This window comes from Sphingomonas sp. SAFR-052 (genome assembly GCF_051965015.1).
In the GTDB taxonomy this organism is placed as follows: Bacteria; Pseudomonadota; Alphaproteobacteria; order Sphingomonadales; family Sphingomonadaceae; genus Sphingomonas.
In genome coordinates, this window is sequence record NZ_JBQCMO010000002.1 from 218,394 (window position 1) to 244,957 (window position 26,564).

26 protein-coding genes are annotated in these 26,564 nt (G+C 67.5%); 16 read left to right on the plus strand and 10 right to left on the minus strand.

What is annotated here, in order from left to right:
• Positions 1–9 precede the first annotated feature (9 nt).
• Complete coding sequence (locus ACTHQV_RS04045; protein WP_440488492.1) at positions 10–330, minus strand: hypothetical protein; 321 nt, start codon at positions 328–330, stop codon at positions 10–12.
• 49 nt (positions 331–379) lie between these two features.
• Entirely contained in the window at positions 380–1,273 is an 894-nt protein-coding gene (locus ACTHQV_RS04050; RefSeq protein WP_440488493.1) for a bestrophin family protein, read from the minus strand.
• Positions 1,274–1,354: 81 nt separating this feature from the next.
• Between ACTHQV_RS04050 and ACTHQV_RS04055 the strand changes: the two genes are divergently transcribed.
• Positions 1,355–2,923: a lysine--tRNA ligase gene (locus ACTHQV_RS04055; protein WP_440488494.1), complete on the plus strand. Its 1,569-nt coding sequence runs from the start codon at positions 1,355–1,357 to the stop codon at positions 2,921–2,923.
• Positions 2,924–3,046: 123 nt separating this feature from the next.
• Here the strand turns inward: ACTHQV_RS04055 and ACTHQV_RS04060 are convergent, their stop codons facing one another.
• Together ACTHQV_RS04060 and ACTHQV_RS04065 are read right to left on the minus strand one after the other, a co-directional pair.
• Positions 3,047–3,910 (minus strand): TIGR00730 family Rossman fold protein, encoded by an 864-nt coding sequence (locus ACTHQV_RS04060; RefSeq protein WP_440488495.1) that lies wholly within the window; start codon positions 3,908–3,910, stop codon positions 3,047–3,049.
• A 90-nt stretch (positions 3,911–4,000) separates the two neighbouring features.
• Entirely contained in the window at positions 4,001–4,891 is an 891-nt protein-coding gene (locus ACTHQV_RS04065; protein WP_440488496.1) for a prephenate dehydratase, read from the minus strand.
• Positions 4,892–5,006: 115 nt separating this feature from the next.
• Here ACTHQV_RS04065 and ACTHQV_RS04070 point away from each other — a divergent pair, with 115 nt between their 5' ends.
• Positions 5,007–5,687 carry a c-type cytochrome gene (locus ACTHQV_RS04070; RefSeq protein ID WP_440488497.1) on the plus strand — a complete coding sequence of 227 codons (681 nt, stop codon included), beginning with the start codon at positions 5,007–5,009 and terminating at the stop codon, positions 5,685–5,687.
• 40 nt (positions 5,688–5,727) lie between these two features.
• Here the strand turns inward: ACTHQV_RS04070 and ACTHQV_RS04075 are convergent, their stop codons facing one another.
• Both ACTHQV_RS04075 and ACTHQV_RS04080 read right to left on the minus strand, forming a co-directional pair.
• Positions 5,728–6,411, minus strand: coding sequence for an HAD family hydrolase (locus ACTHQV_RS04075; protein ID WP_440488498.1), 684 nt, complete (start codon positions 6,409–6,411; stop codon positions 5,728–5,730).
• Between the two features lie 17 nt (positions 6,412–6,428).
• Positions 6,429–7,091, minus strand: coding sequence for a YggS family pyridoxal phosphate-dependent enzyme (locus ACTHQV_RS04080; protein WP_440488499.1), 663 nt, complete (start codon positions 7,089–7,091; stop codon positions 6,429–6,431).
• 22 nt (positions 7,092–7,113) lie between these two features.
• Here ACTHQV_RS04080 and ACTHQV_RS04085 point away from each other — a divergent pair, with 22 nt between their 5' ends.
• Both ACTHQV_RS04085 and ACTHQV_RS04090 read left to right on the plus strand, forming a co-directional pair.
• On the plus strand, positions 7,114–7,653 hold the full coding sequence (locus ACTHQV_RS04085; protein ID WP_440488500.1) for a thiamine phosphate synthase: 540 nt from the start codon (positions 7,114–7,116) through the stop codon (positions 7,651–7,653).
• Positions 7,654–7,712: 59 nt separating this feature from the next.
• Entirely contained in the window at positions 7,713–8,783 is a 1,071-nt protein-coding gene (locus ACTHQV_RS04090) for an AI-2E family transporter (protein WP_440488501.1), read from the plus strand.
• A gap of 171 nt (positions 8,784–8,954) precedes the next feature.
• On the opposite strand, the gene ACTHQV_RS04095 is transcribed toward ACTHQV_RS04090, so the two are convergent.
• The 4 genes from ACTHQV_RS04095 to crtY form a co-directional block, all read right to left on the minus strand.
• Positions 8,955–9,881: a phytoene/squalene synthase family protein gene (locus ACTHQV_RS04095; protein WP_440488502.1), complete on the minus strand. Its 927-nt coding sequence runs from the start codon at positions 9,879–9,881 to the stop codon at positions 8,955–8,957.
• Positions 9,878–10,459 carry a TIGR00730 family Rossman fold protein gene (locus ACTHQV_RS04100; protein WP_440488503.1) on the minus strand — a complete coding sequence of 194 codons (582 nt, stop codon included), beginning with the start codon at positions 10,457–10,459 and terminating at the stop codon, positions 9,878–9,880. Before ACTHQV_RS04100 ends, ACTHQV_RS04095 begins: the two co-directional genes overlap by 4 nt.
• A 205-nt stretch (positions 10,460–10,664) precedes the next feature.
• Complete coding sequence (locus tag ACTHQV_RS04105) at positions 10,665–12,143, minus strand: phytoene desaturase (RefSeq protein WP_440488504.1); 1,479 nt, start codon at positions 12,141–12,143, stop codon at positions 10,665–10,667.
• Positions 12,140–13,303 (minus strand): lycopene beta-cyclase CrtY, encoded by a 1,164-nt coding sequence (gene crtY / locus ACTHQV_RS04110; protein WP_440488505.1) that lies wholly within the window; start codon positions 13,301–13,303, stop codon positions 12,140–12,142. Before crtY ends, ACTHQV_RS04105 begins: the two co-directional genes overlap by 4 nt.
• 115 nt (positions 13,304–13,418) lie before the next feature.
• Between crtY and ACTHQV_RS04115 the strand changes: the two genes are divergently transcribed.
• From ACTHQV_RS04115 to ACTHQV_RS04170, 12 genes are all read left to right on the plus strand, one after another.
• Complete coding sequence (locus tag ACTHQV_RS04115) at positions 13,419–14,231, plus strand: sterol desaturase family protein (RefSeq protein ID WP_440488506.1); 813 nt, start codon at positions 13,419–13,421, stop codon at positions 14,229–14,231.
• A complete protein-coding gene (locus ACTHQV_RS04120; protein WP_440488507.1) occupies positions 14,173–14,586 on the plus strand; it encodes a DUF2141 domain-containing protein in 414 nt (137 codons plus the stop codon). The genes ACTHQV_RS04115 and ACTHQV_RS04120 overlap by 59 nt, the downstream gene beginning before the upstream one ends.
• A 68-nt stretch (positions 14,587–14,654) precedes the next feature.
• Positions 14,655–15,524, plus strand: a complete 870-nt coding sequence (locus tag ACTHQV_RS04125; protein WP_440488508.1) for a MipA/OmpV family protein — start codon at positions 14,655–14,657, stop codon at positions 15,522–15,524.
• Between the two features lie 813 nt (positions 15,525–16,337).
• Positions 16,338–19,148, plus strand: a complete 2,811-nt coding sequence (locus ACTHQV_RS04130) for a monovalent cation/H+ antiporter subunit A (RefSeq protein ID WP_440488509.1) — start codon at positions 16,338–16,340, stop codon at positions 19,146–19,148.
• Positions 19,145–19,498: a Na+/H+ antiporter subunit C gene (locus ACTHQV_RS04135; protein ID WP_440488510.1), complete on the plus strand. Its 354-nt coding sequence runs from the start codon at positions 19,145–19,147 to the stop codon at positions 19,496–19,498. The genes ACTHQV_RS04130 and ACTHQV_RS04135 overlap by 4 nt, the downstream gene beginning before the upstream one ends.
• Positions 19,495–21,018: a monovalent cation/H+ antiporter subunit D gene (locus ACTHQV_RS04140; protein ID WP_440488511.1), complete on the plus strand. Its 1,524-nt coding sequence runs from the start codon at positions 19,495–19,497 to the stop codon at positions 21,016–21,018. Before ACTHQV_RS04135 ends, ACTHQV_RS04140 begins: the two co-directional genes overlap by 4 nt.
• Positions 21,015–21,503, plus strand: coding sequence for a Na+/H+ antiporter subunit E (locus ACTHQV_RS04145; RefSeq protein WP_440488512.1), 489 nt, complete (start codon positions 21,015–21,017; stop codon positions 21,501–21,503). The genes ACTHQV_RS04140 and ACTHQV_RS04145 overlap by 4 nt, the downstream gene beginning before the upstream one ends.
• Positions 21,500–21,769: a K+/H+ antiporter subunit F gene (locus tag ACTHQV_RS04150; RefSeq protein WP_440488513.1), complete on the plus strand. Its 270-nt coding sequence runs from the start codon at positions 21,500–21,502 to the stop codon at positions 21,767–21,769. Before ACTHQV_RS04145 ends, ACTHQV_RS04150 begins: the two co-directional genes overlap by 4 nt.
• Positions 21,766–22,179, plus strand: a complete 414-nt coding sequence (locus ACTHQV_RS04155) for a Na+/H+ antiporter subunit G (protein ID WP_440488514.1) — start codon at positions 21,766–21,768, stop codon at positions 22,177–22,179. Before ACTHQV_RS04150 ends, ACTHQV_RS04155 begins: the two co-directional genes overlap by 4 nt.
• Positions 22,180–22,375: 196 nt before the next feature.
• A complete protein-coding gene (locus ACTHQV_RS04160; RefSeq protein ID WP_440488515.1) occupies positions 22,376–24,061 on the plus strand; it encodes an ABC transporter transmembrane domain-containing protein in 1,686 nt (561 codons plus the stop codon).
• Positions 24,045–25,136 (plus strand): efflux RND transporter periplasmic adaptor subunit, encoded by a 1,092-nt coding sequence (locus ACTHQV_RS04165; protein WP_440488516.1) that lies wholly within the window; start codon positions 24,045–24,047, stop codon positions 25,134–25,136. The genes ACTHQV_RS04160 and ACTHQV_RS04165 overlap by 17 nt, the downstream gene beginning before the upstream one ends.
• On the plus strand, positions 25,133–26,560 hold the full coding sequence (locus ACTHQV_RS04170) for a TolC family protein (protein ID WP_440488517.1): 1,428 nt from the start codon (positions 25,133–25,135) through the stop codon (positions 26,558–26,560). The genes ACTHQV_RS04165 and ACTHQV_RS04170 overlap by 4 nt, the downstream gene beginning before the upstream one ends.
• Positions 26,561–26,564 lie beyond the last annotated feature (4 nt).

Genomic DNA, 26,564 nt, shown 5'->3' on the forward strand with positions numbered 1-26,564 from the left:
GGAGGACTTTTAGTCCTCTATCTTCTCGCGCTGGCGGTCGGCCCACTCTTTGCCTTCGTCGCCGCCCCATAGCAGCCACGCGATATAACCGGCGGAAGGGTCCTTATCATCGCCCCAATTATGCGCTTTGGCATCCTTGTCGACGCCATGCCGCGCGAAATAGCTGTGCATGGATTTGACGTCTTCGTCGGACATCGGTCCGCCGTCGACGATCTGCTTGGCGCGCTTCACGCCGACCTCGGTCCCGCCGCGATCGAATTTTTCGCGCAGCTTCAGGCCCTTTTCGGCGTTCGCCGCCATCTTCTTCGTCGGTTTGTGCTCGTCGGCCATCGTCGTCCTCCGTCGATGGCTCAACCATTTCGGGCGTTGCCGCGTTCCGTCACCATAACACGCCCTTCTCGGGCTTGGCCGGTTCGGGTGCGGGATCGCCGATTGCCTGCAACAGGTCGATCTCGATCGTGCGGCACATCGCGGTCAACGGCAGGTCGTGGACGGTATTGGCGAACGGATCGGCCAGATCTTCGCCGATCTGCAACACCGCCAGGAACATCAGCCCCGCCAGACCCGACCCGAGCGGGGTGGCGATGCCCAGCGTCTCGACCAGCCCGATCGGCAGTACGATGCAGAACAGCCGGGTGAACAGCGACGGCAGGAAGCGATATTGCACCGGCAACGGCGTGTTCTTGATCCGCTCCATGCCGCCCTGCGCATTGGCGATGTCGATCAGCACGCTTTCAAGGCTGGTTTGTTGGATGCTGTCGATCCAGTCGCGCCGCTGCGCCTCGGCGATGCGTGCGCCGGTGCCGTCGAGCAGCCCGTTGGCGACGTTGGTCCGCCCCAACGGCTCGCCCGCCTCGTCGCGCGACAGGAACCGGTGCACCTCGTCCTTCGAATCCAGCCGCCGCAACTGGCAGCGTAGCGCATGGACATAGGCGATATGGCGCAGCACGATCGATCGCTTGAGGTCCCGCTTCTGACCGTCATTCTCCGGCCCGATGAACGAGATCGCGCCGCGCGCCAGGTTGCGCGAGGCGTTGATCATCAGCCCCCATAGCGACCGCCCCTCCCACCACCGGGCATAGGCGGAATTGACTCGGAAGCCGAGGAACAGCGCCAGCGCCGATCCGAAGATGGTCAGCGGCAGCGACGGCGCCTTGAACGGCAGCACGAAATACACGACCGTGACGATCACGTCCCAGATGAACAGGGCCAGTGCCGGTTTCCAGACTTCGGACACGATGCGGGACAGGCGGGGTGCGTCAGATACGATCATCGCATCACGCTACGCCCAACCTGCATCAAGGTTGCGTTGCAACCGGTGGAAATATTGCGGCCGACCGCGTATCTGGGGCGGATGATCGACCCCGCTATTCGCAATGCAGCATTGGTTTCAAAGGCTTGGCCGTATGAGGAAGCCCGCAAGCTCCTGAAGCGCTATCCGGACGGCAAGCCCGGTGGCGCACCGATCCTGTTCGAAACCGGCTATGGCCCGTCGGGACTGCCGCATATCGGCACGTTCAACGAAGTGTTGCGCACGACGATGGTGCGTCGCGCGTTCGAGGAATTGTCGGATCAGCCGACCCGCCTGATCGCGTTTTCGGACGATATGGACGGCCTGCGCAAGGTACCCGACAATGTGCCGAACGGCGACATGCTGCGCGAACATCTCGGCAAGCCGCTTAGCGAAATCCCCGATCCGTTCGGGACGCACGCCAGTTTCGCCGCGCACAACAACGCCCGGCTGCGCCGCTTCCTCGACCAGTACGGCTTCGAGTATGAATTCGCTTCGTCGACCGATTATTATCGCGGCGGGAAGTTCGACGATGCGCTGAAGGGCGTGCTGCGGCACTATCAGGCGATCCTCGACATCATGCTACCGACGCTCGGCGCAGAACGCCGCGCGACCTACTCGCCGGTGCTGCCGATCAGCCCGACGAGCGGCATCGTGTTGCAGGTGCCGGTCGAGGTGTTGGACGCCGAGACCGGCATGGTCGCGTTCAGCGATGGCGACACCCGTGTCGAACAATCGATCCTGTCGGGCGGCGCGAAGCTGCAATGGAAGGTCGACTGGGCGATGCGCTGGGTGGCTCTCGGCGTCGACTATGAAATGGCGGGGAAGGACCTGATCGATTCGGTGACCCAGTCGTCGAAGATCGCCCGCGTGCTGGGCGCCCGCCCGCCCGAGGGCTTCAACTACGAAATGTTCCTCGACGAACATGGGCAAAAGATTTCGAAGTCGAAGGGCAATGGCCTCAGCCTCGAACAATGGCTGACCTACGGCCCGCCCGAAAGCGTCGCATTCTACGCCTATCGCGAGCCGAAAAAGGCCAAGCAGCTCCATCTGGGCGTCATTCCGCGCGCGATCGACGAATATTGGCAGTTCCGCGCCAATTACGCCGATCAGGCGGTCGAACAGCGACTCGGCAACCCGGTCCACCACATCCATGGCGGCCCGCCGCCGGCCGAGACGCTGCCGGTGACCTTCGGACTGTTGCTCAACCTCGTGGGCGTAATGGGCGACGCGACCAAGGCGCAGGTGTGGGGCTATCTGGCGAACTATGTCGAGGATGCTTCGCCGGAACGCTATCCGGCGCTCGACGCGCTGATCGACCATGCGCTGGCCTATGTCCGCGATGTCGCCGACAAGCCCGACCGCCGCGCCCCGACCGAGATCGAACGCGCGGCGCTCGAACGGCTCGACGCCGACCTCGCGGCGATGCCCGCCGATGCCGGTGCCGAGCAGATCCAGAACGCGGTGTACGAGATCGGCAAGACCGCCGGCTTCGAATCCTTACGCGACTGGTTCAAGGCCTGTTACGAAACGCTGCTCGGCACGTCGCAGGGACCGCGCATGGGCAGCTTCATCGCGCTGTACGGCATCGACAACAGCCGCAAGCTGATCGCCGAGGCGCTGGCGCGGTAAGTTTGCTCCCCTCCCTGGCAAGGGAGGGTTGGGGGTGGGTCGGCCCGCGAGGGAACGGTAGCGCACTACAACCGGCCAACCCACCCCCGCCCCCTCCCTTGCCAGGGAGGGGAGAAGGTCCGCCTATTTCCGGTCCTCGTAAAACTTCTTGACCACGTTCCACCCTTCCTCCGCCGTTTCGACGAAGGTGATGAGATCGAGGTCGCGTTCCGAAATCACGCCTTCCTCGACCAGCGCGTCCCAGTTGACGACCCGGTCCCAAAATTCGCGGCCGTAGAACAGCACCGGGATCGGTTCGATCTTTCCGGTCTGGATCAGCGTCAGCAGCTCGAAACTTTCGTCGAACGTGCCGAAGCCGCCGGGGAACACCGCCACCGCGCGGGCGCGCAGCAGGAAGTGCATCTTGCGCAACGCGAAATAGTGGAACTGCATCGACAGCGCCGGGGTGACGTACGGGTTGGGCGCCTGTTCGTGCGGCAGGACGATGTTGAGACCGATCGATTCGGCACCGGCTTCGTTCGCGCCGCGATTGGCGGCCTCCATGATCGACGGACCGCCGCCCGAACATACGACGAAATGCCGTTTGCCGTTCAGATCGTTGGGAAACTGGCTGGCGTTGAAGGCAAGCTCGCGCGCGACGTCGTAATAATGCGACTTGGCGACGATGCGTTCGGCGATCGCGCGTGCCTTGTCGTCCTGCGCGAGGTCGAGCAGCACCTCGGCCTTTTCGGGCTCGGGGATCCGTGCCGAGCCGTAGATGACGAAGGTCGAGGCGATGTTCGCCTCGTCGAGCAGCAGCGAGGGTTTGAGCAACTCCAGCTGGAAGCGCACCGGCCGCAGATCCTCGCGCAGCAGGAACTCCATGTCCTGAAACGCCAGGCGATAGGCGGGATGCTCGGTCTGCGGCGTGGAAAGCTGGGCGCGGGCCGCCTCGGCCTCCTGCTTGGCCCCGCGGAACACGCGGGACGGTACTTTTGTATCGGTCATAGGTGACAGGGTTGTAGGGTGCGGACCCTCAAACGGCAATGGCCGCGAACGCCGCCCGAACGGTGTGCGCCGGACGGGGTTCGCACGAGCCTAGCCCCGCTCGCGTGCGCGACCGTAGCTGCCGAGCAGGCGCATGCTCTTGCTATGGAAGCGCAGTTCCTCCAGCGCGCGGTCGACATGCGGCTCGCCGGGGCGTCCTTCGATATCGCAGAAGAATTCGGTCGCGGCGAAGGTGCCGCTGCGCTGATAGCTTTCCAGCTTGGTCATGTTGACGCCGTTGGTCGCGAAACCGCCCATCGCCTTGTAGAGTGCGGCCGGCACGTTCTTCACCTCGAACACGAGTGTCGTCATGCACGGACCGGCGGGCGGCTCGGGCGGCGCGGCGCGGGCGAGGACGACGAAGCGGGTCGTGTTGTGGTCGGCATCGGCGATGTCGTCGGCCAACACCTCCAGCCCGTAGAGTTTGGCGGCGGCCGGCGGGGCGAGCGCGGCGACGCTGGGATCGGCCATCGCTGCGGCGGAGGCGGCTGCACCCGCCGTGTCGGGATGCGCCACCGGCTCGATCCCGCGCGCGCTCAGCCAATGGCGGCACTGGCCGAGCGCCTGTTCATGGCTCATCGCCTGGCGCACCGCCTCGATCGGACCCAGCCCCAGCAGCGCGTGGCGGATCGGCAGGAAATGTTCGCCGGTGATGACCAGCCCCGATTCGGGCAGCAGGAAATGGATGTCGGCGACGCGGCCGTGCAGCGAATTCTCGATCGGGATGATCGCACAATCGGCCTTGCCCGAACGCACCGCGTCGATCGCGTCGGCAAAGCCGAAACAGGGCAGGGGCAGCGCGTCGGGAAACGCCTGTGCCAGTGCCACGTGCGAATTGGCGCCGGGCGCGCCCTGAAACGCCACCGCGCGATGCGGTTCGCGGGCGGCGGCTTCGGTCATCTGCGCGACAAGGGGACGCGCCGGTGCGGCGTACTTATGCATGGGGGGCGGCGATTATCCCCCGAAACGGCAACCGGCAAGCCTGTCTTGCCAGTCCGGCATGCCGCCTCTAAGCATGGCCCCAAACAAAACCATCTTAGGCGAGACGGCGCAGCGCATGGACGACCGGACGAACACGATCGCGGGTTGGGTATTGGCCGGATGTGCCGCGGCCCTCGGGCTGTCCATCGCCAGTGGCATGATCTTCCATTCCGGCCCGCCGGAAAAGCCCGGCTATCCGGTCGAGGGCGCGGCCGAGGCCGGCGGCGGCGGTAGTGCGGCGGCGGTGCCGATCGCGACGCTGCTGGCGACCGCAGACGTCGCCAAGGGCGCGGAAGTCTTCAAGAAATGTGCGGCCTGTCACACGGTCAACCAGGGCGGCGCGAATGGCATCGGCCCGAACCTGTGGGGCGTGATCGGCAAGAAGCACGGCCATATCCCCGGCTTCGCCTATTCGAGCGCGCTGACCGGCATTCCGGGCAACTGGGACTTCGAGGCGATGAATGCGTGGCTGACCAGCCCGCGTAAGTATGCGCCGGGGACCAAGATGACCTTTGCGGGTCTGGGCAGTGCCGAGGACCGTGCGAACGTCATCGCCTATCTGAATTCGCAGGGCTCGAACCTGCCGCTGCCCGCCGCCCCGGCCGCCGACGCCGCTCCGGCGGATGCGGGCGTCGCGAATGTCGAGGAGGGCGCAACCGCCAATACCGCCGACATCGTGAACGCCGCGACCCCTGCGTCGGGGGCACCGTCGGTCGATCCGGCGGCGGCGGAACAGGCGGCGAAGAAGGGCGAGTAACGCAGGGCGGTTCGTTGCCCCGGCTCGCAGGTCGGGCAGGTCAGGCCGTGGCCGGCTCCAGCCCCAGCAACCGGGCAACCTCGTCGAAGCCGTGCGCGATTTCGGTTACGCCCAGTTCGCGCAGGCGTTGGTCATGGCCGACGCCGCAATGCGATCCCGCGCACAGGCCGATGACGCGCGCGCCCGAGGCGACCGCGCCGGTGACGCCGACCGGCGAGTCTTCGAGGATCGCGCATTGCTCGATCGGCACGCCCAGTTGCCGCGCCCCGTAGAGATACAGGTCGGGGGCGGGCTTGCCGTTCGCGACATGCTCTTTGCCACTATAGATGTGATCGCCGAACGCGTCGGCGATTCCGAGATGGCGCAGGTGCGTGGCAATCCAGTGAGTCGTGCTCGACGAGACGATCGCGCGCGGCAGATCGGCGGGGAGCGAGCGGACGAAGGCGATCGCGCCGGCCACCGCCTCGACGCCTTCCTCCAGCACACGCGCATCCTCGACCGCACGGGCTTCGAAGAAACCCGCCGGGATCGGTCCGCCGACCCAGCGTTCGATCGCCTGGGTGAAGTGGGTGCCCGACAGGCCCATGAAATTGGCCATCGAATCGGCGGCGCTGGTCGGGTGGCCGGCTTGGGTGAGGAACTCGGCGATCTGGCGGTTGCCGGCGAATTCGCTTTCCAGCAGCACGCCGTCGAAATCGAACAACAAGGCTTGCGGACGGGTCATCAGAAGCTCCGAAAGGATCAGCCGCGTGGGCCGAACAGCGCCGAACCGACGCGGACATGGGTGGCGCCGAGCGTCACGGCGGTTGCGAAATCGTCGGACATGCCCATGCTGAGCCCGGTCAGGCCGTTGTCGCGGGCGAGTTTGGCGGTGAGAGCGAAATAGGGGGCGGCGTCGAGCCCGGCGGGGGGCACGCACATCAGCCCGGCAACCGGCAGACCCGCCGCCTTCGCCTCGGCGAGCAGCGCCGGCAGGTCCGACAGCGCGCAGCCGCCCTTTTGCGGTTCGTCGCCGATATCGACCTGGATGAAGCAGGCCGGCGCACGGCCGGTCTTGTCGATCGCCTTTGCCAGTGCCGCGACCAGTGACGGGCGGTCGACCGAATGGATCGCGTCGAACAGGCGGACCGCGTCCTCGGCCTTGTTCGATTGTAGCTGCCCGACGAGATGCAGTTCGATGCCGGGCGTAACGTCTTGTAGCGCGGGCCATTTCGCCTGCGCTTCCTGTACCCGGTTTTCGCCGAACACGCGCTGTCCGGCGTCGATCAGCGGCTGGATGGTGGCGGCGTCGTGGGTCTTGCTGACCGCGATCAGCGTCGTCGCGCCTGCGTCCCGGCGCGCGATCGATTCGGCATGGGCGATCCGGTCGCGAATGGCGGTCAGCGGGGCTTCGGTTTTAGTCATCGCGCGCGCTATAGAGGCGGTCATGCGTCCCCGCCACCCTTTGCCGCGCCGCTGGATGATGACCGACGAGCGGCTGGGCGACGTGGCGGCGAAGGTGGCGAAGTTGCCACGTGGCAGCGGTATCGTCTTTCGCCAATATGCTACGCCCGAAGGAAAAAGACGGCGGATGTTTGCGCAGGTGCGGCGGATCGCACGCGCACGGCGGCTGACGCTGCTGGTCGCCGGACCGTTTCTGCCGGGTGCCGATGGCGTCCATGGAAGGAAGGCGCGGAAGAACAACGGATTGGCGACGCGGCCGGTGCATTCGGTGCGCGAACGCATCGCTGCCGAGCGCGCGGGGGTCGATGCAACCTTCGTCTCCCCCGTGTTCGCCACCCGTTCGCATCCCGGCGCGAGACCGCTTGGCCGCATCCGGTTCGCGATGCTGATCCGCGGAGCGCGCCTGCCGGTCATCGCGCTGGGCGGGATGACCGAGCGGCGCGCGCGGACGTTGCCGGGCATTGCCGGCTGGGCGGCGATCGATGCGTGGTCAGCCCCCCGCCCGATCGCCAATCGATCGTAACGCGGGCGAACCGGAACGCCGCGCAGCCTTTGTCCGTTCACGCACAAAGGGGATCGACGATGCACGGCGAAACGGAACGGCAAGGCCCGAGCTATGGCCGGGTCGCGGCGATGACGGTGATGGTACTGGCGATCGTCGGCGCCGGATGGCTGCTGATATCGATGATGCGGCTGGTGCTGCTGGTGTTCGCGGCGACGGTGATCGCGGTGCTGTTCAGCGCGGTCGCGCGGCGCATCCAGAAATGGACGCGGCTGCCGCGCGGGCTGGCGCTGGCGGCGTCGATCATCCTGTTGCTGGGGATCGTGATCGGCATCTTCTATGGCTTCGGCGCGCAGCTGGTCGAACAGTTCGACACGATCCGTGAGCAGATTCCGCCCGCGCTGCAGGCGATCCAGCGGCAGCTGGAGAGCTGGGGACTGGGCGAGCCGGCGCGCGACCTGCTGTCGCAGGGGAGCAGCGACTTGTCGACGATCATGTCGCGCGCGGGCACCTATGTCCTGTCGATCGGGTCGGGGCTGTCGGATGCGGTGCTGGTGCTGGTCGGGGCGATCTTCCTGGCGGCCGATCCCGAACTGTATCGCCGGGGGCTGGTGAAGCTGGTGCCGCCCAAGGCCGAACTGGTCGCGCGCAAGGCGGTGGACGATGCTGCCGGCGGCCTGCGCGGCTGGATGAAGGGCGAGGCGGTGGCGATCGTCGTCGTCGCGGTGCTTACCGGGACCGGATTGTGGCTGCTGGGCGTGCCGGCGGCGATCGGGCTGGGGCTGATCGCCGGGTTGCTGGACGTCGTGCCCTATGTCGGGCCGATCATCGCCGGGGTGCCGGCGGTGATGCTGGCGTTTACCGTATCGCCGTCGACCGCGTTGTGGACGATCGTCGTGTTCCTGATCGTCCAGCAGATCCAAGGCAACATCCTGCAACCGATCGTCCAGAAGCATGCCGTCGACGTGCCGCCAGCCGTGCTGTTGTTCTCGGTCATCGGCATGGGGCTGATGTTCGGGTTCATCGGCGTGCTGTTGGCGGCGCCGCTGACGATCGTCGTGTTCGTGCTGGTGCAGCGGATTTACGTGCAGGCGTTGCTGGGGCGCGACATCACCGTGGCGACGGACAAGGTGAAGGAGGAAGAGGAGTGATTCCTGCGGGCGAGCCTATGTCATTCCGAACGTGAGCGAGACGGCTGCGCAGGTCCGTATCTTATCCGAGAACTGATCCGTACCCCCGCGCAGGCGGGTGTCCAGAGCCAAGCAAAACAACGGTCTGCGCTTGTGGCTCTGGATCCCCGCCTGCGCGGGGATACGGTAACATCAGGCGGTGCGTGTCCACAGCGCCGGGTCGCGCGGGGTTTCGCATGCCGGCCGCCAGCGGGCGGCGATGAAGGCGCGGGCGATGGCGGCGATCTTTTCGGCTTTCGACGTCGTCTGACGCCGGTCCCATGCGGCGGGGCCGGCGGCGGCGACTTTCCGGACGATGCCGCCATAGATGTCGGCGGCGGCGAGCACCGCCCAGGCTGAGCGCCACGGCAGCCGCGCCGCGCCGATCCGGGCGCTGTCCTCATGGAGCGCGGCGCGTACCGCCATTCGCCGGGCGAGGACCGCCACCTTGTCGGGTGTCGCCATCGGATCGGCCGGGTCGATGCCCTGTTCAGCCAGCCAGTCGCGCGGCAGGTAGCAGCGGCCGGCATCGGCATCCTCGCGCACGTCGCGGGCGATATTGGCAAGCTGGAAGGCGAGGCCGAGATCGCAGGCGCGGTCGAGCGTGTCCTTGTCCTGCGCCGGCACGCCCATCACCACCGCCATCAGCCCGCCGACCGCGCCGGCGACGTGATAGCAATATTGGTAGAGATCGCCCTCGGTCACCGGTTGCCAGCCATCGGCGTCGAGCTGGAACCCGTCGATGACATCGTACACCAGCGCGTGCGGCAGGCCGACTTCGGCAGCGACGACGCCCAGCGCGTCGAAGGCGGGATCGCCGGTCGGTTGCCCGGCCAGTGCTGCTGCGGTACGCTCGCGGATCAACAGCAAGCGGGCGGGCGCATCGTCGAGCCGCTGCATGCCGTGACCCATATCCTGCCCGTCGGCGAGGTCGTCGCACGCCCGGCACCAGGCATAGAGCAGCCAGGCGCGTTCGCGGGTGACCGGGTCGAACAGCTTGCTGGCCGCCGCGAAACTTTTCGAGCCGCGCGCGATCGTGTCGCGGGCATGCGCGACGAGTTCGGCGCGGGGCGGGATCAAAGGTCCTTGCTGCTCATATGGATGATCGCCGGTACGGGCGTGTGCGCGGCCATCTTGTCGAGCAAGGTGTCGAGCGTGTCGGCGACCAGCAGGATGTCGCGGTGCATCGGCCGCATGAAGCCGACCTCGGCCATTTTTTCCACGAAGGCGATCAGATGGTCGTAATAGCCGGCGGTGTTGAGCAGCCCGACCGGCTTGGCATGATAGCCGAGCTGCGCCCAGCTCATCGCCTCCCACAATTCGTCCATGGTGCCGGTGCCGCCGGGGATGGTGACGAAGCCGTCGGACAGGTCAGTGAACGCCTGTTTGCGCTGGTGCATCGTGTCGACGACATGGAGTTCAGTGAGGCCCTTGTGTGCTGCCTCCGCCTTGACCAGTGCGGTGGGGATAACGCCGATCACCTCGCCCCCGGCGTCGATCGCGCCATCGGCGACCGCGCCCATCAGGCCGAGGCGACCGCCGCCGTAGACGACGCCGATGCCGCGTTCGGCAAGCGCGCGGCCGACGGCGCGGGCGGAGTCGATATAGACGGGATCGGCGGGGGTCGCGGACCCGCAATAGATGGCCAGGCGCTTCATGGTGGGGAGCGGTAGGCGATCGGGGGGTGGGGGGCAAGCGGGGGGCTGGCCTACCCTCCTCCTCTCCGTTCGCTTCGAGCGCAGGTTCGAGCCTGTCGAGAACCGCAGTCGAGAAGGGGTTGCCCCAAACGGGGCGTTCTCGACGGACGCTTCTCGACTTTGCTCGAAGCTGCTCGAACCGAACGGATTTTCTGGGAGTAAGGGCTCAGTCCTCGCCACCCAGCATCAGTGCGGCCGTCGCCTTGGCGCTGCCGACCACGCCCGGAATCCCCGCGCCCGGATGCGTGCCTGCGCCGACCACATACAGGTTCGGGATATCGTCGTCGCGGTTGTGCGCGCGGAAGTATGCGCTCTGCGTCAGGATCGGCTCGAGCGAGAAGGCCGATCCCTGATACGCGTTCAGGTCGCGGGTGAAGTCACTCGGCATATAGCTGAACTTGGTGACGATCCGCTCGTGGATATCGGGGATCAGGCGGCGGCCGACCTCGTCGAGGATGCGCTTCTCGAGGATCGGGCCGATCTGGTCCCAGTCGACCGGGAATTTGCCGGTGTGCGGCACCGGGCACAGCGCGTAGAAGGTCGAATGCCCCTCCGGCGCCATCGACGGGTCGGTGACGGTCGGGTGGTGGAGATAGAGCGAGAAATCCTCCGACAGCACGCCATGGTCGTAAATGTCGGCAAGCAGCCCTTTGTAGCGCGGACCGAACAGGATCATGTGGTGCGGGATGCCCGGCCACGTGCCCTTGATGCCGAAATGGACGACGAACAGCGACGGCGAGAATCGCTTGCGCTCCAGCCGCTTGGCCTTGCGCTGCGCGCTGCGCGATCCCGACAGCAGGTCCTTGTAGCTGTGCATCAGGTCGGCATTGGTCGCGACCATGTCGGCACCGATCACTACGCCGCTCTTGGTCGTGACGCCGGTCGCACGGTCGCCGAGCGTGTCGATACGCTCGACCGGATCGTTCAGGATCAGCGTCCCGCCCAGCTTCTCGAACAGGCGGACCATGCCGGCGACCAGCTTGTTGGTGCCGCCCTGCGCGAACCACACGCCGCCATCGCGCTCCAGCTTGTGGATCAGTGCGTAGATGCTGCTGGTCTTCATCGGATCGCCGCCGACCAGCAAAGTGTGGAACGACAGCGCCTGGCGGAGCTTCTCGTTCTTCACGAACGACGACACGATCGAATAGACCGATCGCCACGCCTGATATTTGGCGAGCGCCGGCGCGGCCTTGATCATCGAGGCGAAGTCGAGGAACGGCACATGGCCGAGCTTCACATAGCCTTCCTCGTACACGCCCGCCGAATATTCGAGGAAGCGGGCATAGCCGGCGATGTCGCCCGGATCGAGCTTGGCGATTTCGGAGCGCAGCAGCGTGTCGTCGTTGGTATAGTCGAAATTGGTGCCGTCGGGCCAGTTGAGCCGGTAGAAGGGCGACACCGCCTGCAGCGTCACGTCCTCGGCCATGTCGCGACCGGTCAGCTGCCACAATTCCTGCAGCGCTTCGGGCGCGGTGATGACGGTCGGGCCGGCATCGAAGACGAAGCCGTCGCGTTCCCAGTAATAGGCGCGGCCGCCGGGCTTGTCGCGGCCTTCGACCAGCGTCGTCTGGACCCCGGCGGATTGCAGGCGGATGGCGAGCGCAAGGCCGCCGAACCCCGCGCCGATAACGGCTGCCGTCTTCACCCCTGTCTCCCCATCAACGCCTGTACCGCACGTCCAATCGGTACCGGCGGTTTGCCTGTCAGCACCCGCATCTTGTCGAACAGCGTCGACCCGCCGGCATAGAAACGTCCGACCAGTCCCGCATCCAGCCGGTAGAAGCGTTCGAGCACGCGGTAGCGTTCCGCCGGATCGGCGGCACGGAACAACATCGTCGCCAGCATCCGGTAGAATCGCCGCTGTCGCCACAATGTCGCGGCATAATCATGGGTCAGCGTGTGCAGCGCGCCGCCCGACCAGTCGCCGCTCTCGGCGACCAGATGCGCCAACCGCACCGCATCGGGCAGCGAATAGCCGGTCAGCGGATGGAACAGCCCGGCGCGCATCCCGCCCTTCGCCACGCGATTGCCGCCCGAGCGCCAATATTCCTCGAAATCGCCGCCCATCGCGACCGGCAGCACCCCGGTCTCGCTGCGGCCGACCCGCGCGATGTTCCAGCCCTGCGCCTGTGCGTAACCGGCGATGCGGCCGGCCAGCGCCTGCGTATCGAGATCGGGGGTGTCGCTGTAATAGGTATCCTCGACGAACAGCGTCGATGCGTCGAACGGCAGGGTGTAGACGAAGCGATAGCCGTCGATCTGCTCGACCGATCCGTCCATGACGATCGGGCGTTCGACGCCGTGCAGGTCGTCGGTGACGAGCTCCATCCCCATGAACTTCTGCCAGCCGAGATCGAGCAGCGACGTATCGCCCGGCCCGCGACAGTCGATCACGCCCTGCGCCTCGACCCGGTCGCCATCGGCGAGGACGACGGCGGTCGGGCTGGCCCCAAGCACGCGCGCCGATGCCATCAGCGTCTCGGGCGACAGCGTCTGGCGCAGGACGGTGTCGAGTCGTTCGGAGGTGATCGAATAATAAGCGGTGTCGAGCGTGCGGGCATGCGCGGGAAAGGCGATGTCGTAGCCGCGCCACGCATGCGCGACGAGCGGCGCGACCAGCGCGCGGTGTTCGTCCGACACGTCGCTGCCGAAGAACGACCAGACATGGTTGCCGCCGAAATGCGCCGCGCCCTCGATCAGGCGGATCCGCGCATCGGGCCGCCGCCTCGCCGCCGCCAGCGCGATGAGCGCGCCGGCAAGGCCACCGCCGACGATGGCGAGGTCGCAGTGATGGATGGTTGGCATGGGGATGCCCTAGGGGAGCGGGCATGGGCTGGCAAACGCTACCGAAAAATTCGTACCCGCCTGCGGGACGGATCTGGGGTGTCATCCCCCGCCGCAATCCGCTACAGCGCCACCCATGTCGATCCCGCTGGCTATCCTCCTGTCCGCCGTGGCGATGACGGTGATCGTCGGCGTCCGCTATCTGCTGGCGTCGGCGGGGTTCGCCTTGGCGACGCGCAGCAAGCATCCGGGGCTGTACCGTGGGCTGGATGCGCAGATCGCGAAGGAAATCCGATGGTCGCTGCTGTCCGCCGCGATCTATGGCGTGCCGGCGGGCGTGGTCGCCTGGGGGTGGGAGCATCGCGGCTGGACGCTGATCTACCGCGACGTCCACGCTTATCCCTTATGGTATCTGCCGCTGTCGGTGCTGCTGTATCTCTTCGCGCACGATACGTGGTTCTATTGGACGCATCGCTGGATGCACCGGCCGAAATGGTTTCGCATCGCGCATGCCGTGCACCATGCCAGCCGCCCGCCGACGGCGTGGGCGGCGATGGCGTTCCACCCGATCGAAGCCTTAACCGGTGCTGTGGTAATTCCGCTACTGGTGTTCGTCATTCCGATCCATGTCGGCGCACTGGCATTGGTGCTGACGATCATGACGGTTATGGGCGTCACCAACCATATGGGGTGGGAAATGTTCCCGCGATTCATGTGGGCGGGGCGATTGGGCGGCTGGCTGATTACCGCCAGCCATCATCAGAGGCATCATGAGCGCTATGGCTGCAATTTCGGGCTCTATTTCCGCTTCTGGGACCGGTTGTGCGGCACCGATGGCGGTCTCGGCGATTTCGAGAAGGAACGTGCGCGCGTCGCGCGTCGGGCGAATCGTGCTGGCGGCACTCGCGCTGGCGACGCTGCCGGGGGCCATGCCGACCGGCACGCTTGACGTCCGGGTCAGCGACCTGCGGTCGACCAAGGGCACGATCCTGTTCTGCCTGACCGCCGATCCCGAGAATTTTCCGGGCTGCACCGACGATCGCAACGCCGTGACCCGCAGCGTTCCGGCGGCGGCGCGCGGGGTGCGCATCGCCGGGCTAGGGCGCGGCGACTATGCCGTGTCGGTGATCCATGACGAGAACGACAATGCGAAGCTCGACACCTTTGCCGGCATTCCGCGCGAGGGATTCGGCTTTTCGCGCAACCCGGCGATCCGGTTCGGCCCGCCCAAGTTCAGCGCATCGGAATTCCCGCTGGCGGGTGATGTAACCATGCAACAGGTGCGGATTCGCTATCTGCTCTAGTATCCGGCACGGACCGAAGCGGGCGGGATAGCGTTACGGGGCAGTAATATTTTCTCGGAGCCACGCCCTTGCGCGCCATTCTCGCCGCCGTCCTGACCGCCGCCGCCCTCGCCACGCCCGCCTTCGGACAGGAAGCGGCGACGCCGGCGGTGCCCGCATCGTCGCTGCCGAACACCGATACCGGTGCCGATTTCTATGTCGTCGGGCTGGGGGCGGCGGTGCTGCCCGATTACGAAGGGTCGGACGATTATTCGTTCAGCCCGGTGCCGGCCGCGACCGGCCGCGTCTCCGGCTTCAACTTCCTGCTAGCGGGCAACCGGATCAGCGTCGACCTGATCCCCGACGGCATCGGTCCGACCTGGGATTTCCAGGCGGGGCCGATCGCGGTCGTGAACCTGAACCGCAACACGACCAAGGGCATTGACGACGCGCAGGTCCGGGCGCTCGGCACCGTCGATACCGCGATCGAGCTGGGCGGCTATGTCGGCATCGGCAAGACCGGGGTCGTCACCTCGCAATTCGACCGGCTGTCGGCGTCGCTAAGCTATCGCAAGGATGTTGGCGGCGGGCACAAGTCGACCGTGCTGGCCCCGACGATCAATTACGTGACGCCGCTCAGCACCCGCGCCATCGCCGGGGTGATCGTGTCCGCCGAGCGGGTCGGCGAAGGCTATGCCGACAGCTATTTCTCGATCACCCCGGCCCAGTCGCTGGCAAGCGGCCTGCCGGTCTATAACGCGCGCGGCGGGTGGAAGAACTGGACGCTAGGCGTGCTGGGCGGTCGCTCGATCAGCGGCGACCTGCGCTCGGGCTGGCAGCTGTTCGGCACCGTCGTCTATCGCAAGCTGCTGAACGATTTCGCCGACAGCCCGATCGTCGCGCGCAACGGGTCGAGCAACCAGTGGTTGGGCGCGGTCGGCATCGCCTACAGCTTCTGATCGCGGGCGCTGCCGAAGCGGCTTGTGCCGTGGCGGTCGATCGGGCAGTTTCGACGCCGGGTGTCCGTCCCGGTCGGGGGCGGGCAGGGTCGTTGCGCTGGTCGGGCCGCCAGCGGTGAACCCTGCTGCCCGGAGCATCGGATTGTCCGATCGAACTGTTTCGTTGCGATGTGTCGAGGGCTGGGCGGCCGTGGTTGCCGGTGCCGGTCGCTGTTTGGGCGGGATCGGCGCAACCGTCGGGACGGGGGCGCGACGAACAGACTTCGCCTGCCGCAGGATCCGTTGGTACCCCGATGAAGACGGGACGCCTGCCAAAGCCGTCGGCCTATCGTGGCATCCTCCCGTGCCCCTGCGAAGGCGGGAGGCGAGGGGCAAGCAAAACGACGGCCTGCGCTTGTCGCTCTGGGTCCCCGCCTTCGCGGGGACACGGTGCGGCGGACTATCGCAGTGGTCTCGCCAAGGCAGGGGGCCGGAACTGCGCGCCATAACGGCTTGCGTCCGGCGTACTGGCTTCTCGCATCTGCGAGGCCTCGGCGAAAGCCATTCACGTCTCCCAGGACCCCGTACCCCCGCGAAGGCGGGGGTCCAGAGCCAAGCAAAACAGACGCTTGGGGGTGTGGCCCTGGTTCCCCGCCTTCGCGGGGACCCGGTGCGGTCAATGTTCGCGGAGGTCTCGTCTCCGCAGGGATATGGTGCGGCGGACGATCGCATGGCTCGCGCTCGCACGGGGGCGGTTCGGCCTCTCCCTTCCAGCGTGGGAAGGTTCGGCGACGTTCTGGCTGAAGGTCGATCGGTGCAGGCGGGAGGTGGCGGATGGCGTTGCTGATCCTGTTGTCGCTGCCGTTCGTCGCGGTGCTGCTGTTGCTGGCGAACCGGCGGGCGGGGCGGGGCGCGCAGGTCACGATCGCCGCGTCGGCGAGTGCCGCCGGACTGGCGGTGTTGCTGTCGCAGGCGCAGGCCGCGTTGGCGGGGGCGGGGCCGCGGCTGACGATCGCGTGGGTGCCGGTGCTGGGCCTCGATCTGGCGCTGTGGCTCGATCCGCTGGCGCTGCTGTTCGCCGGGCTGATCCTCGGCATCGGCCTGCTGGTCGTGATCTATGCGCAGGGCTATCTGGCGAAGTCCGAGCCGATGGGGCGGTTCCTGTCGTTCCTGATGCTGTTCCAGGGGGCGATGATCGGCATCGCCCTGTCGCGCAACATCTTGTTGATGCTGATCTTTTGGGAACTGACCAGCCTAGCCTCGTTCCTGCTGATCGGCTTCTGGCGCGAGCAGGCGGCGGCGCGGCAGGGGGCGCGGATGGCGCTGACCATCACCGGCGGCGGCGGGCTGGCGCTGATCGGCGGCATGGTGCTGCTGGGCAAGGCGGCGGGCAGCTACGACCTCGCCACCATCCTGACCCGCGCCGATGCGGTGCAGGCGTCGCCGCTATACCCGGCGTTGCTGGTGCTGATCCTGATCGGCGCCTTCACCAAATCGGCGCAGTTTCCGTTCCATTTCTGGCTGCCGCACGCGATGGCCGCGCCGACGCCGGTCAGCGCCTATCTCCATTCGGCGACGATGGTGAAGGCGGGGGTGTTCCTGCTCGCGCGGCTGTGGCCGGTGCTGGCGGGCAGCCCATGGTGGTTCGGCATCGTCGTGCCGGTCGGGCTGGCGACGATGGTGTTCGGCGCGGGGGTCGCGCTGTTCCGCCATGATCTGAAGGCGATCCTCGCCTATTCGACGATCAGCCAACTGGGGCTGATGGTCATGCTGCTGGGGTTCGGCACCGGCGCGGCGGTGAGTGCGGCGGTGTTCCACCTGCTGAACCACGCCGCGTTCAAGGCGGCGCTGTTCATGCATGCTGGCATCGTCGACCACGAAACGGGCACGCGCGACATCCGCCGGCTGGGCGGGCTGGCGGCGATCATGCCGCTGACCGCGACGCTGGGCGTGCTCGCCGCTGCCGCCATGGCCGGACTGCCGCCGCTGGGCGGGTTCGTGTCGAAAGAGATGATGCTGGAGGCGAGCACCCATGCCGGGTTCGCGGAACCGGTGCCGCTGGTGCCGGTGCTGGCGACGATCGCCGCGCTGCTGTCGGCGGCCTATGCGCTGCGTTATGCGGTCGCGCTGCATTTCGGGGCGCGGCGAACCGGCGACGTCGCGGCGCCGCACGATCCGGGGGCGTCGCTGCTCGTGCCGCCGGCGATCCTCGCGCTGGCGGCGCTGGTGCTGGGGCTGGTACCGATGACGCTGGCCGGGCCGATCGTGGCAGCGGCGAGCGGGGCGGTGACCGGGGATGCGCCGCCGGTGCTGGATCTGGCGCTGTGGCATGGCGTCAATCCCGCGCTGTGGATGAGCATCTGTGCAGTGTTGGGCGCGATCGTGCTGCTGTGGCGCTATCGGTCGGTCGCCGGGGTCGTGGCGCGCATCCCCGCGCCCGATGCCAAGCGGCTGTTCGATGCGGCGATGGCGGGGGCCGTCGTCGGGTTGCGGCGGGTGTCGGGGACGATCCATGCCGCATCGCTGCAACGGTATCTGGCGGTGCTGTTCGTCGTCGCCATCGCATTGGGGGTCGAGGCGGGGTGGTCCCATGCGGTGCCGGCCGGGGATGGCGCGACGACGCCGGCCCCGGCGGTGGCGATCGTCGCCTGGGGCGCGCTGGTGGTGGCGACCGGCGCGGTGGTCGTGGTCGACCGGCGGCGGTACCTGGCGCTGATCTTCATCAGCGTCATCGGCCTCGTCATCGCGCTGGCGTTCGTGCACCTGTCCGCGCCCGACCTTGCGCTGACGCAGATCTCGGTGGAGGTGGTGACGATCCTGCTGCTGCTGCTGGCGCTGCATCTGCTGCCGGGCAGCCCGCCGCGCCTGTCGAGTGTGCCACGCCGTGTGCGCGACGGGGCGATCGCGGTTGCGGGGGGGCTCGGCGCGGGCTGGCTGGCATGGGCGGTGCTGACCCGCCCGGTGCGCGACGGCATATCGCGCTTTCATTGGGACAATAGCTATTCGGGCGGCGGCGGCACCAATGTCGTGAACGTCATCCTCGTCGATTTTCGCGGCTTCGATACGCTGGGTGAGATCATCGTGCTGGGGATTGCCGGGCTTGCCATCTATGCGCTGCTGGAACCGGCGGCGCGCGGGGTGGCGGGGCGGCGGCTGCGGAACTGGCGGTCGGGCGATCCGCATTCGCCCGAACGGCACCCGATGATGTTCGTGATGGCGACGCGGCTGCTGCTGCCGCTGGCGCTGTTGGTCGGCAGCTATATCTTTCTGCGCGGGCATAACCAGCCGGGCGGCGGGTTCATCGCCGCGCTGGTCTTTTCGATCGCGATCCTGCTGCAATATCTCGCCTCGGGCTTCGACTGGACCGACGAACGGCGCAAGTTCGGCGAGCATGCGCTGATCGGCGCCGGCGTGCTGATCGCCAGCGCGACCGGCCTCGGCTCGTTGCTGTTCGGGGCGCCGTTCCTGACCAGCAGCTTCGGCTATTTCCATGTGCCGCTGATCGGCGAGGTCGAGCTGGCGACGGCGATGCTGTTCGATCTCGGCGTCGCCTGCGTCGTGGTGGGTGCGGTGCTGATGGCGCTGGCGCAGCTCGCCCATGTCGCGCAGCGTGCCGCGCGCCACGATGGGGAGGGTGCGCCATGAGCCTCGAATTCCTCGTCGCCTCGGCGATCGCGGTGCTGGTCGCGGGCGGCATCTATCTGGCGCTTCGGGGCCGGACGTTTCAGGTCGTGCTGGGGCTGACGCTGTTGTCCTATGCGGTCAACCTGTTCCTGTTCGCGGTCGGGCGGTTGGTCGTCGACCGCCCGCCGCTCTGGGCGAAGGGGGTGACCGACTATGCCGATCCGCTGCCGCAGGCGCTGGTGCTGACCGCGATCGTCATCACCTTCGGCATGACTGCGCTGACCGTGATCCTGAGCCTGCGCAGCTTCCTCGAAACCGGATCGGATCAGGTCGACGGCCGCGCCGACCCGGATGGGAAGGACGACGCATGACCGCGGCCGACCATCTGTTGATCGCGCCGATCATCGTGCCGGCGATCGTCGCGCCGTTCACCATGCTGCTGATGCGGCGGCGGCGGGTGTTCAGCGTGATCCTGTCGATCGGCGGATGTATCGCGATGCTGGCGGTGGCGATCGCGCTGTTCGCCATGGCGCAGGACGATGCGATCCGCAGCTATGCGCTGGGATCGTGGGCCCCGCCGTTCGGCATCGTGCTGGTGCTCGACCGGCTGTCGGCGACGATGCTTCTGCTCTCGGCCGTGCTGGCGCTGGTGGTGCTCGGCCATGCGATCGTCACCGCCGCCGATCGCCGCGGCTGGCATTTCCACCCGCTGTTCCACTTCCAGCTGATGGGGCTGAACGGTGCGTTCCTGACCGGCGACCTGTTCAACCTGTTCGTCTTCTTCGAAGTGATGTTGATCGCCTCCTATGGCCTGATGCTGCACGGACAGGGGGCGCTGCGGTTGAAGGCGGGGGTGGCCTATGTCGTGGTCAACATCGTCGGATCGGCGCTGTTCCTGATCGCGCTCGGGCTGTTCTACGGCCTGACCGCGACGCTCAACATGGCCGATCTCGCCCGGCGGATCGCGACGCTCAGCAGCGAAGACCAAGGATTGCTGCGCATCGCTGCACTGCTGCTGATGACGGTATTCGCGCTGAAGGCGGCGGTGGTGCCGATCCATCTGTGGCTGCCGCGCACCTATGCGGCGACGATGCCGGTGGTCGCCGCGCTGTTCGCGATCATGACCAAGGTCGGCGTCTATGCGACGATCCGGACGGTGCCGCTGCTGTTCGGGAGCGGGGCGGGAGCCGCGGCATGGGTGCCGGCGCCGTGGCTGCTGCCCGCGGCGATGGCGGGTGCGATGCTCGGCTTCATCGGCGTGCTGGCGGCGCGGGGTTTGCGCGAGCAGGCGGCGTTCGCGGTGCTGGCCTCGACCGGCACGCTGCTGCTGGCAGTGGCGCCGTGGCGTGAGGCGACGCTGGCCGCAGCACTCTATTATCTGGTGCAGGCGACGCTGGCCGGGGCGGCGCTGTTCCTCGTCGCCGACGTGACGCTGCGGCGGCGCGGGCAATATGCCGATGCGATCGTGCCCGCGCCGCGCTTTGCCGGACAGGACGCGGCAGCGCTGCTATACCTGATCACGGCGATCGCGGCGGTCGGGCTGCCACCGCTGGCGGGCTTCATCGGCAAGCTGCTGATCCTGAACGCCAGTTTCGGCGCGCCGGGGTGGCAGGCGGTCTGGGCGACGATCCTCGCCACGACGCTGATCGGGGTGATCGGTTTTTCGCGGACCGGATCGACCTTGTTCTGGAAAGCGCCACCGGCCGAGGCCGACGCCATTGCCGGGACCGCGCGGTCCGCCGCCGAATTCGCCGCGCCGGTGGTGCTCCTCACGCTGTCGGCGGTGCTGGCCGTGGCCGCCGGATGGGTGACCGAACAGACCGACGCCGCCGCACGGCAGGTGATGGCGCCCGAGCGATACGTCGCCGCGATCCTGGGCGCGGCCCGATGAGGCGGCTGCTGCCCCATCCGGCGCTGTCGGCGATGCTGCTGATCGTGTGGCTGCTGATGGCCAACCGCGTCACGGTCGGTGGCATCGTGCTGGGCGGGTTCTTCGCGCTGGTGCTGCCCAAATTCACTGAGCCGTTCTGGCCCGCCCGGCCGCGGGTGCGCTTCGGCCGGGCATTGGTCGGCTATCTGGCGATCGTGCTGTTCGACATCGTCGTCGCCAATTTCCAAGTGGCGGCGCTGATCCTGCTTCGCCGCAATGCCGATCTGCGCGCCCGCTGGCTGGTGGTGCCGATCGACCTGACCACGCCCGAGGCGATCACGATGCTGGCCGGCACGATCAGCCTGACGCCGGGCACCGTGTCGGCGGACGTATCGGCCGATGGCCGGTTCCTGCTGGTCCATGCCCTCGACGCCGCCGATCCGGCGGCGGAGGTCGCGTGGATCAAAGCGCGCTACGAAGCACGACTGCAACGGATTTTCGCATGATCGTCATCGCGCTTCATATCGCCGCGGGCTGCATCGCGTTGGCGCTGACCCTCAATGGCTGGCGGCTGTTGCGCGGGCCGGGGCTGGGCGACCGGATCGTCGCGCTCGACACGATGGTCATCAACGCCATCGCGCTGATCGTGCTGATCGGCATGATCGGCGGCAACGCCACCTATTTCGAAGCGGCGCTGTTGCTGGCGATGGTCGGGTTCGTCAGCACCATCGCCTACTGCAAGTTCGTGCTGCGCGGGGATATCGTCGAATGAAGACGCTGGCCGAGATCGTCGTCGTCGCGCTGTCGCTGCTGGGCGCAGGCTTTGCGCTGATCGGCAGCTGGGGGCTGGTGCGACTGCCGACGACGATGGAGCGGCTGCATGGCCCGACCAAGGCGACGACGCTGGGCCTGGGCGCGCTGCTGCTCGCCTCGGTCGTCTATTTCCAGACGCAGCTGGGGGTGTGGAGCGCGCACGAACTGCTGATCTCGTTGTTCCTGTTCCTGACCGCGCCGATCGCCGCGAACATGATCGCGAAGGTCCATCTCCACCGCCTGCGCAGCGGTGCGGCGAACGAGCCTGTCGGCATCGCCGGACCGCCGCCCCGCCCGGATGCGGAGGGCGACTGGGCGACGTTCGAGGCACCCGCCCGCGATACGCCGGCATCGACCGCGAACAGCTGACCCGGTCGGAACGTAGCCCACCGTGCCATAGCCCTTCAGGATCGGCGATCCATCATAAATCGGATTGCCCGGCTCGATGATATGTCGTTACGCTGTAGCGGCATGGATCAGGGGTGGTCCGTCATCGGGGAGGGGAACGAACGTCGCGCCGCGCGGCCATGTCAATGGGCCGGGGGCGTAGCAAAAGGGGTGTGTTTTGGCGACGCAACGACTGGGGTTCCGGGATGCGATCGGCTGGATGTCGCAGATCATCGGGCCGGATTCGGCCTATGTGCGGCTCGGCATCGTCTATACCATCGCGATCAGCCTGCTGGCGCTGGCCACGCCGATCTCGGTCCAGCTGCTCATCAACAGCGTCGCGAACACTGCGATGCCCGCCCCGCTCTGGGCGCTGTCGGGCGTCCTGCTCCTCCTGCTGCTGATGGTCGCGGCGCTCAGTGCGCTTCGGGTGTGGATCATGGCGGCGTTCGAACGCCGCCTGTTCGCACGGGTCGTCGCCGAGGTCACGCTGCGCGCGGTCCATGCGCAGGACCCGTTCTTCGCCGATGGCAATCGTGGCGACCTGTTCAACCGCTTCTTCGATCTGGTCGTCGTCCAGAAATCGGTGCCGAGCCTGGTGATCGGTGCCTTCACCATCGTGTTGCAGGCGGTGATCGGCCTGACCATCACCAGCTTCTATCATCCGGTCTTCCTCGCCTTCAACGCGGTGCTGGTCGCGGCGCTGCTGGTCGTCTGGCTGCTGTGGCGGCGGGGCGCGATCGGCGGGGCGGTGGCGCTCAGCCATGCCAAGCACAATGCCGCACGCTGGCTGGAAAGCGTCGGCGGGTCGAACGGCTTCTATAAATCGGCGCGCCATCTCGATTTCGCGATGCATCGGTCGGAGGCGATGACCGCCGCCTATGTCGCCACCCATCGCCGCTATTTCCGTTATCAGTTCGCGCAGACGGTCGCGTTCCTGCTGATCTATGCGCTGGCGAGTGCCGGGCTGTTGCTGCTGGGCGGGATGCTGATCCTGCGCGGGCAATTGTCGCTGGGGCAGCTGGTCGCCGCCGAGCTGATCCTGTCGGGGGTCTTTTACGGCATTTCCCAATTCGGCTGGTATCTCGACACCTTCTACGACCTGGTCGCCAGTTCGGAGGAATTGTCGCTGCTGTTCTCGATTCCGCAGGAACCGACGGTGCGCGGCGATCATGGTCCGCGCGACGGGGCGGTCAAGCTGACCGACGTGGTGTTCGACGATGCCCGCTATGACCTGACGTTGGCGGCGGGCGAACAGCTGGTCACCGTCGCCGAGCCGGGAGCCGAACGGCGGCTGGCGATGCTGTTCAAACGCCATGTGCTGCCCGAACGCGGGCTGGTCCGCATCGGCGGGGCCGACCTCGGCTCGTTCGACATGTACCGGCTGCGCTCGGACGTGACCGTGCTCGACCGCTCGACCATCGTCGAGGCGACGATCCGCGAATATCTCCGCCTCGCCTCCAACGAACTCGACGCGGTGGCGATGGAGGCGCTGGGCACGGTCGGGCTGGAACGCCGCCTCGCCAGCCTGCCCAAGGGGCTGGACACGCAACTGGGATCGACCGGCTACCCCTTGAGCGTCGGCGAAACGATGGCGCTCAAGCTCGCCAATGCGCTGCTGGTCCGTCCGAAACTGTTGCTGCTCGGCCAGCTGTTCGACCTGTTGCCGCCCGAACGGCTGGTCGCGGCGCTGCGGCTGCTCAAGGCGCATGGTACGACCGTGCTGCTATGTACCGGCCGGCCCGAGGATCTGACGCTCGACGGCTATCTCCATCTCGGCCTGACCCGGCAACGCCGGTTCGAACGGCTCGCCGATCTGCAGGCCGCCGCCAACCAGGAGGGTGAAGATGTCGCATCCGCCTGAAACCATGGCGCATTTCCGCACACTCGCCACGCTGCGCCCGCCGCGCGTCGCGGTTGCCGTCGCGTGGATGCTGGCGGTCGGCATCGCCGCAGCGGTGTTCGTCCTGTTCTTCGTGCCGTGGGTGCAGACCGCGCAGGGCCGCGGGCAGGTCGTCTCGCTCGATCCCGAGGACCGCGCGCAGGAGGTAACGGCGCTGGTGCCCGGCCGGGTCGAACGCTGGTATGTTCATGACGGCCAGCACGTGACGCGCGGCGACCCGATCGCGCGCATCGTCGACCTCGATCCCAATCTGCTGTCGCGGCTGGCCGCCGAACGCGCGCAGGTGCTGGCCGAGATCGCATCGGTGCAACAGTCGCAGGCGGTAGCAGGGATCGATGTCGGCCGGATGCGGCAACTTTATTCCGAAGGCCTGGCATCGCGCCGCGATTACGAACAAGCCCAGATCAAGGTGGCCGAATCGGGGGCCAAACTCGCCGAATCACGTGCCAAGCTGAACCGGATCGATGTGCAGTTGAACCGGCAATCGGCACAGCTGGTCCGTGCGCCGCGCGATGGCCGCATCCAGAATCTGAACGCCGCGACCGGCGGGGCGCTGGTGTCGGCGGGGACGGTGCTGGCGGTGGTCGCGCCCGAACGGGTCGAGCGCGCGGTCGAATTGCTGATCGATGGCCGCGACGTGCCGCTGCTGCGGCCCGGGCGGCCGGTGCGGCTGGAATTCGAAGGCTGGCCGGCGATCCAGTTCAGCGGTTGGCCATCGGTCGCCTACGGCTTTTTCGACGGGCGCGTCCGCACGATCGATCCCAATGCCAATGCGCAGGGGCTGTTCCGTATCCTCGTCGAACCGGCGCCGGGCAAGCCCGCTTGGCCCGAACGGCGCTTCGTCCGGCTGGGTGGCAAGGTGCAGGGCTGGGTACAGGGTGAGACGGTGACCGTCGGCTATGAATTGTGGCGGCAGCTGAACGACTTCCCGCTCGAATTCGGGCAGGTCGCGACCGACAAGGGGCAGAGCGGTCAGGCCGGCGACAAGCAGGACGAGGACAAGAAGGCCGCGACCAAGGCGGGCAAGCCCAAATGATCCGCCTTTTGCCCGTACTGCTCGCCGCGCAGCTTCCGCTCGTGCCCACGCCGCTGCCACCCACGACCCCGGCGCCCGCCGCCGCGCCGCTGACGCTCGACGAGGTGCTGCGTGCCTCGGCCCGCGCCGCGCCGCAGATTGTCGAGGCGCTGGCCAAAGTCCGCTCCGCCGAGGGCCGCGCGATCACCGCCGATGGCGCGTTCGACACGGTGTTCGATGCCGAGGGGCGTTCGCGCGCGCTCGGTTACTATGACGGCACCTATGTCACCGGGCGGGCGACGCAGCCATTGGCCGGCAATGGCGGCTATGCCTATGGCAATTACCGCGTCAGCCGTGGCGACTTCCCGATCTATGAGGACGAGCAATACACCAACCGGCTGGGCGAGGTGAAGGTCGGCGCGCTTTATGCGCTGCTGCGCGACCGGCTGATCGACGAACGGCGGACGAAGCGGACGCTGGCGGCGGGCGATATCGACATCGCGCAGTTCGAACGCGGGGCGGTGGCGATCGGCGTGCAGCGCCGCGCGATCGACGCCTATCAGAACTGGGTCGCCGCCGGGCTGCGGCTGCGCGCCTATCGCGATCTGCTGGCCCTGTCGGAAAGCCGGCGCGGCGGGCTGGCGCGGCAGGTCCAGCTGGGCGCGCGGCCCGAGATCCTGTTGGCAGAGAATGATCAGAACCTGGTCCGCCGCCGCGCCCTCGTGGTACGCGCCGAGGGGGATTTCGCGGCCGCCGCCAACGCGCTGTCGCTCTATTATCGCGACGCGGCGGGTGAGCCGGTGCTGGTCGGGCCGGAGCGGCTGCCGACCGATATCGGCGCGCTGGGCGGCGTCGCGGTCGTCGCCCGCGGCGATTTCGTGCAGCGCCGCCCCGATCTTCAGGTGCTGCTGACCCGGATCGATCAGGGGACGGCACGGCTGGCGCTGGCCGCGAACGACCTGCGCCCGCGGCTCGACCTGCGCGGCGAGGTCGGCAAGGATGTCGGCCCGGTCGGGCTGGGCGGCCCATCGCGCACCCCGCTGGAGGCGGCGGTGGGTTTCCGCTTCTCGTTGCCGCTCCAGAACCGCGCGGCCAAGGGGCGCATCGTCGAGGCGCAGGCCGAACTGGACGCGCTGTCGGCGCGCAGCCGCTTCCTGCGCGACCAGATCGCGGTGGAGGTGGAGGGGATCGCGATCGGTGTCGGCGCGGCCGAACAGCTGGCGGCGATCGCCGATCAGGAACGGCAACTGGCCGAACGGCTGGCCGCCGCCGAACGTCGCCGGTTCGAACTGGGGTCGAGCGACTTCTTCCTCGTCAACCAGCGCGAGGAAACGGCGAACGACGCGCGCGTCCGCCTGATCGACGCGCAGGCGCGGATTGCCGCCGCCCGCGCCGAACTGGCCGCCGCCACCGCCGACCGCGCGGCACTGGGGCTCGTTCCCTGACGGG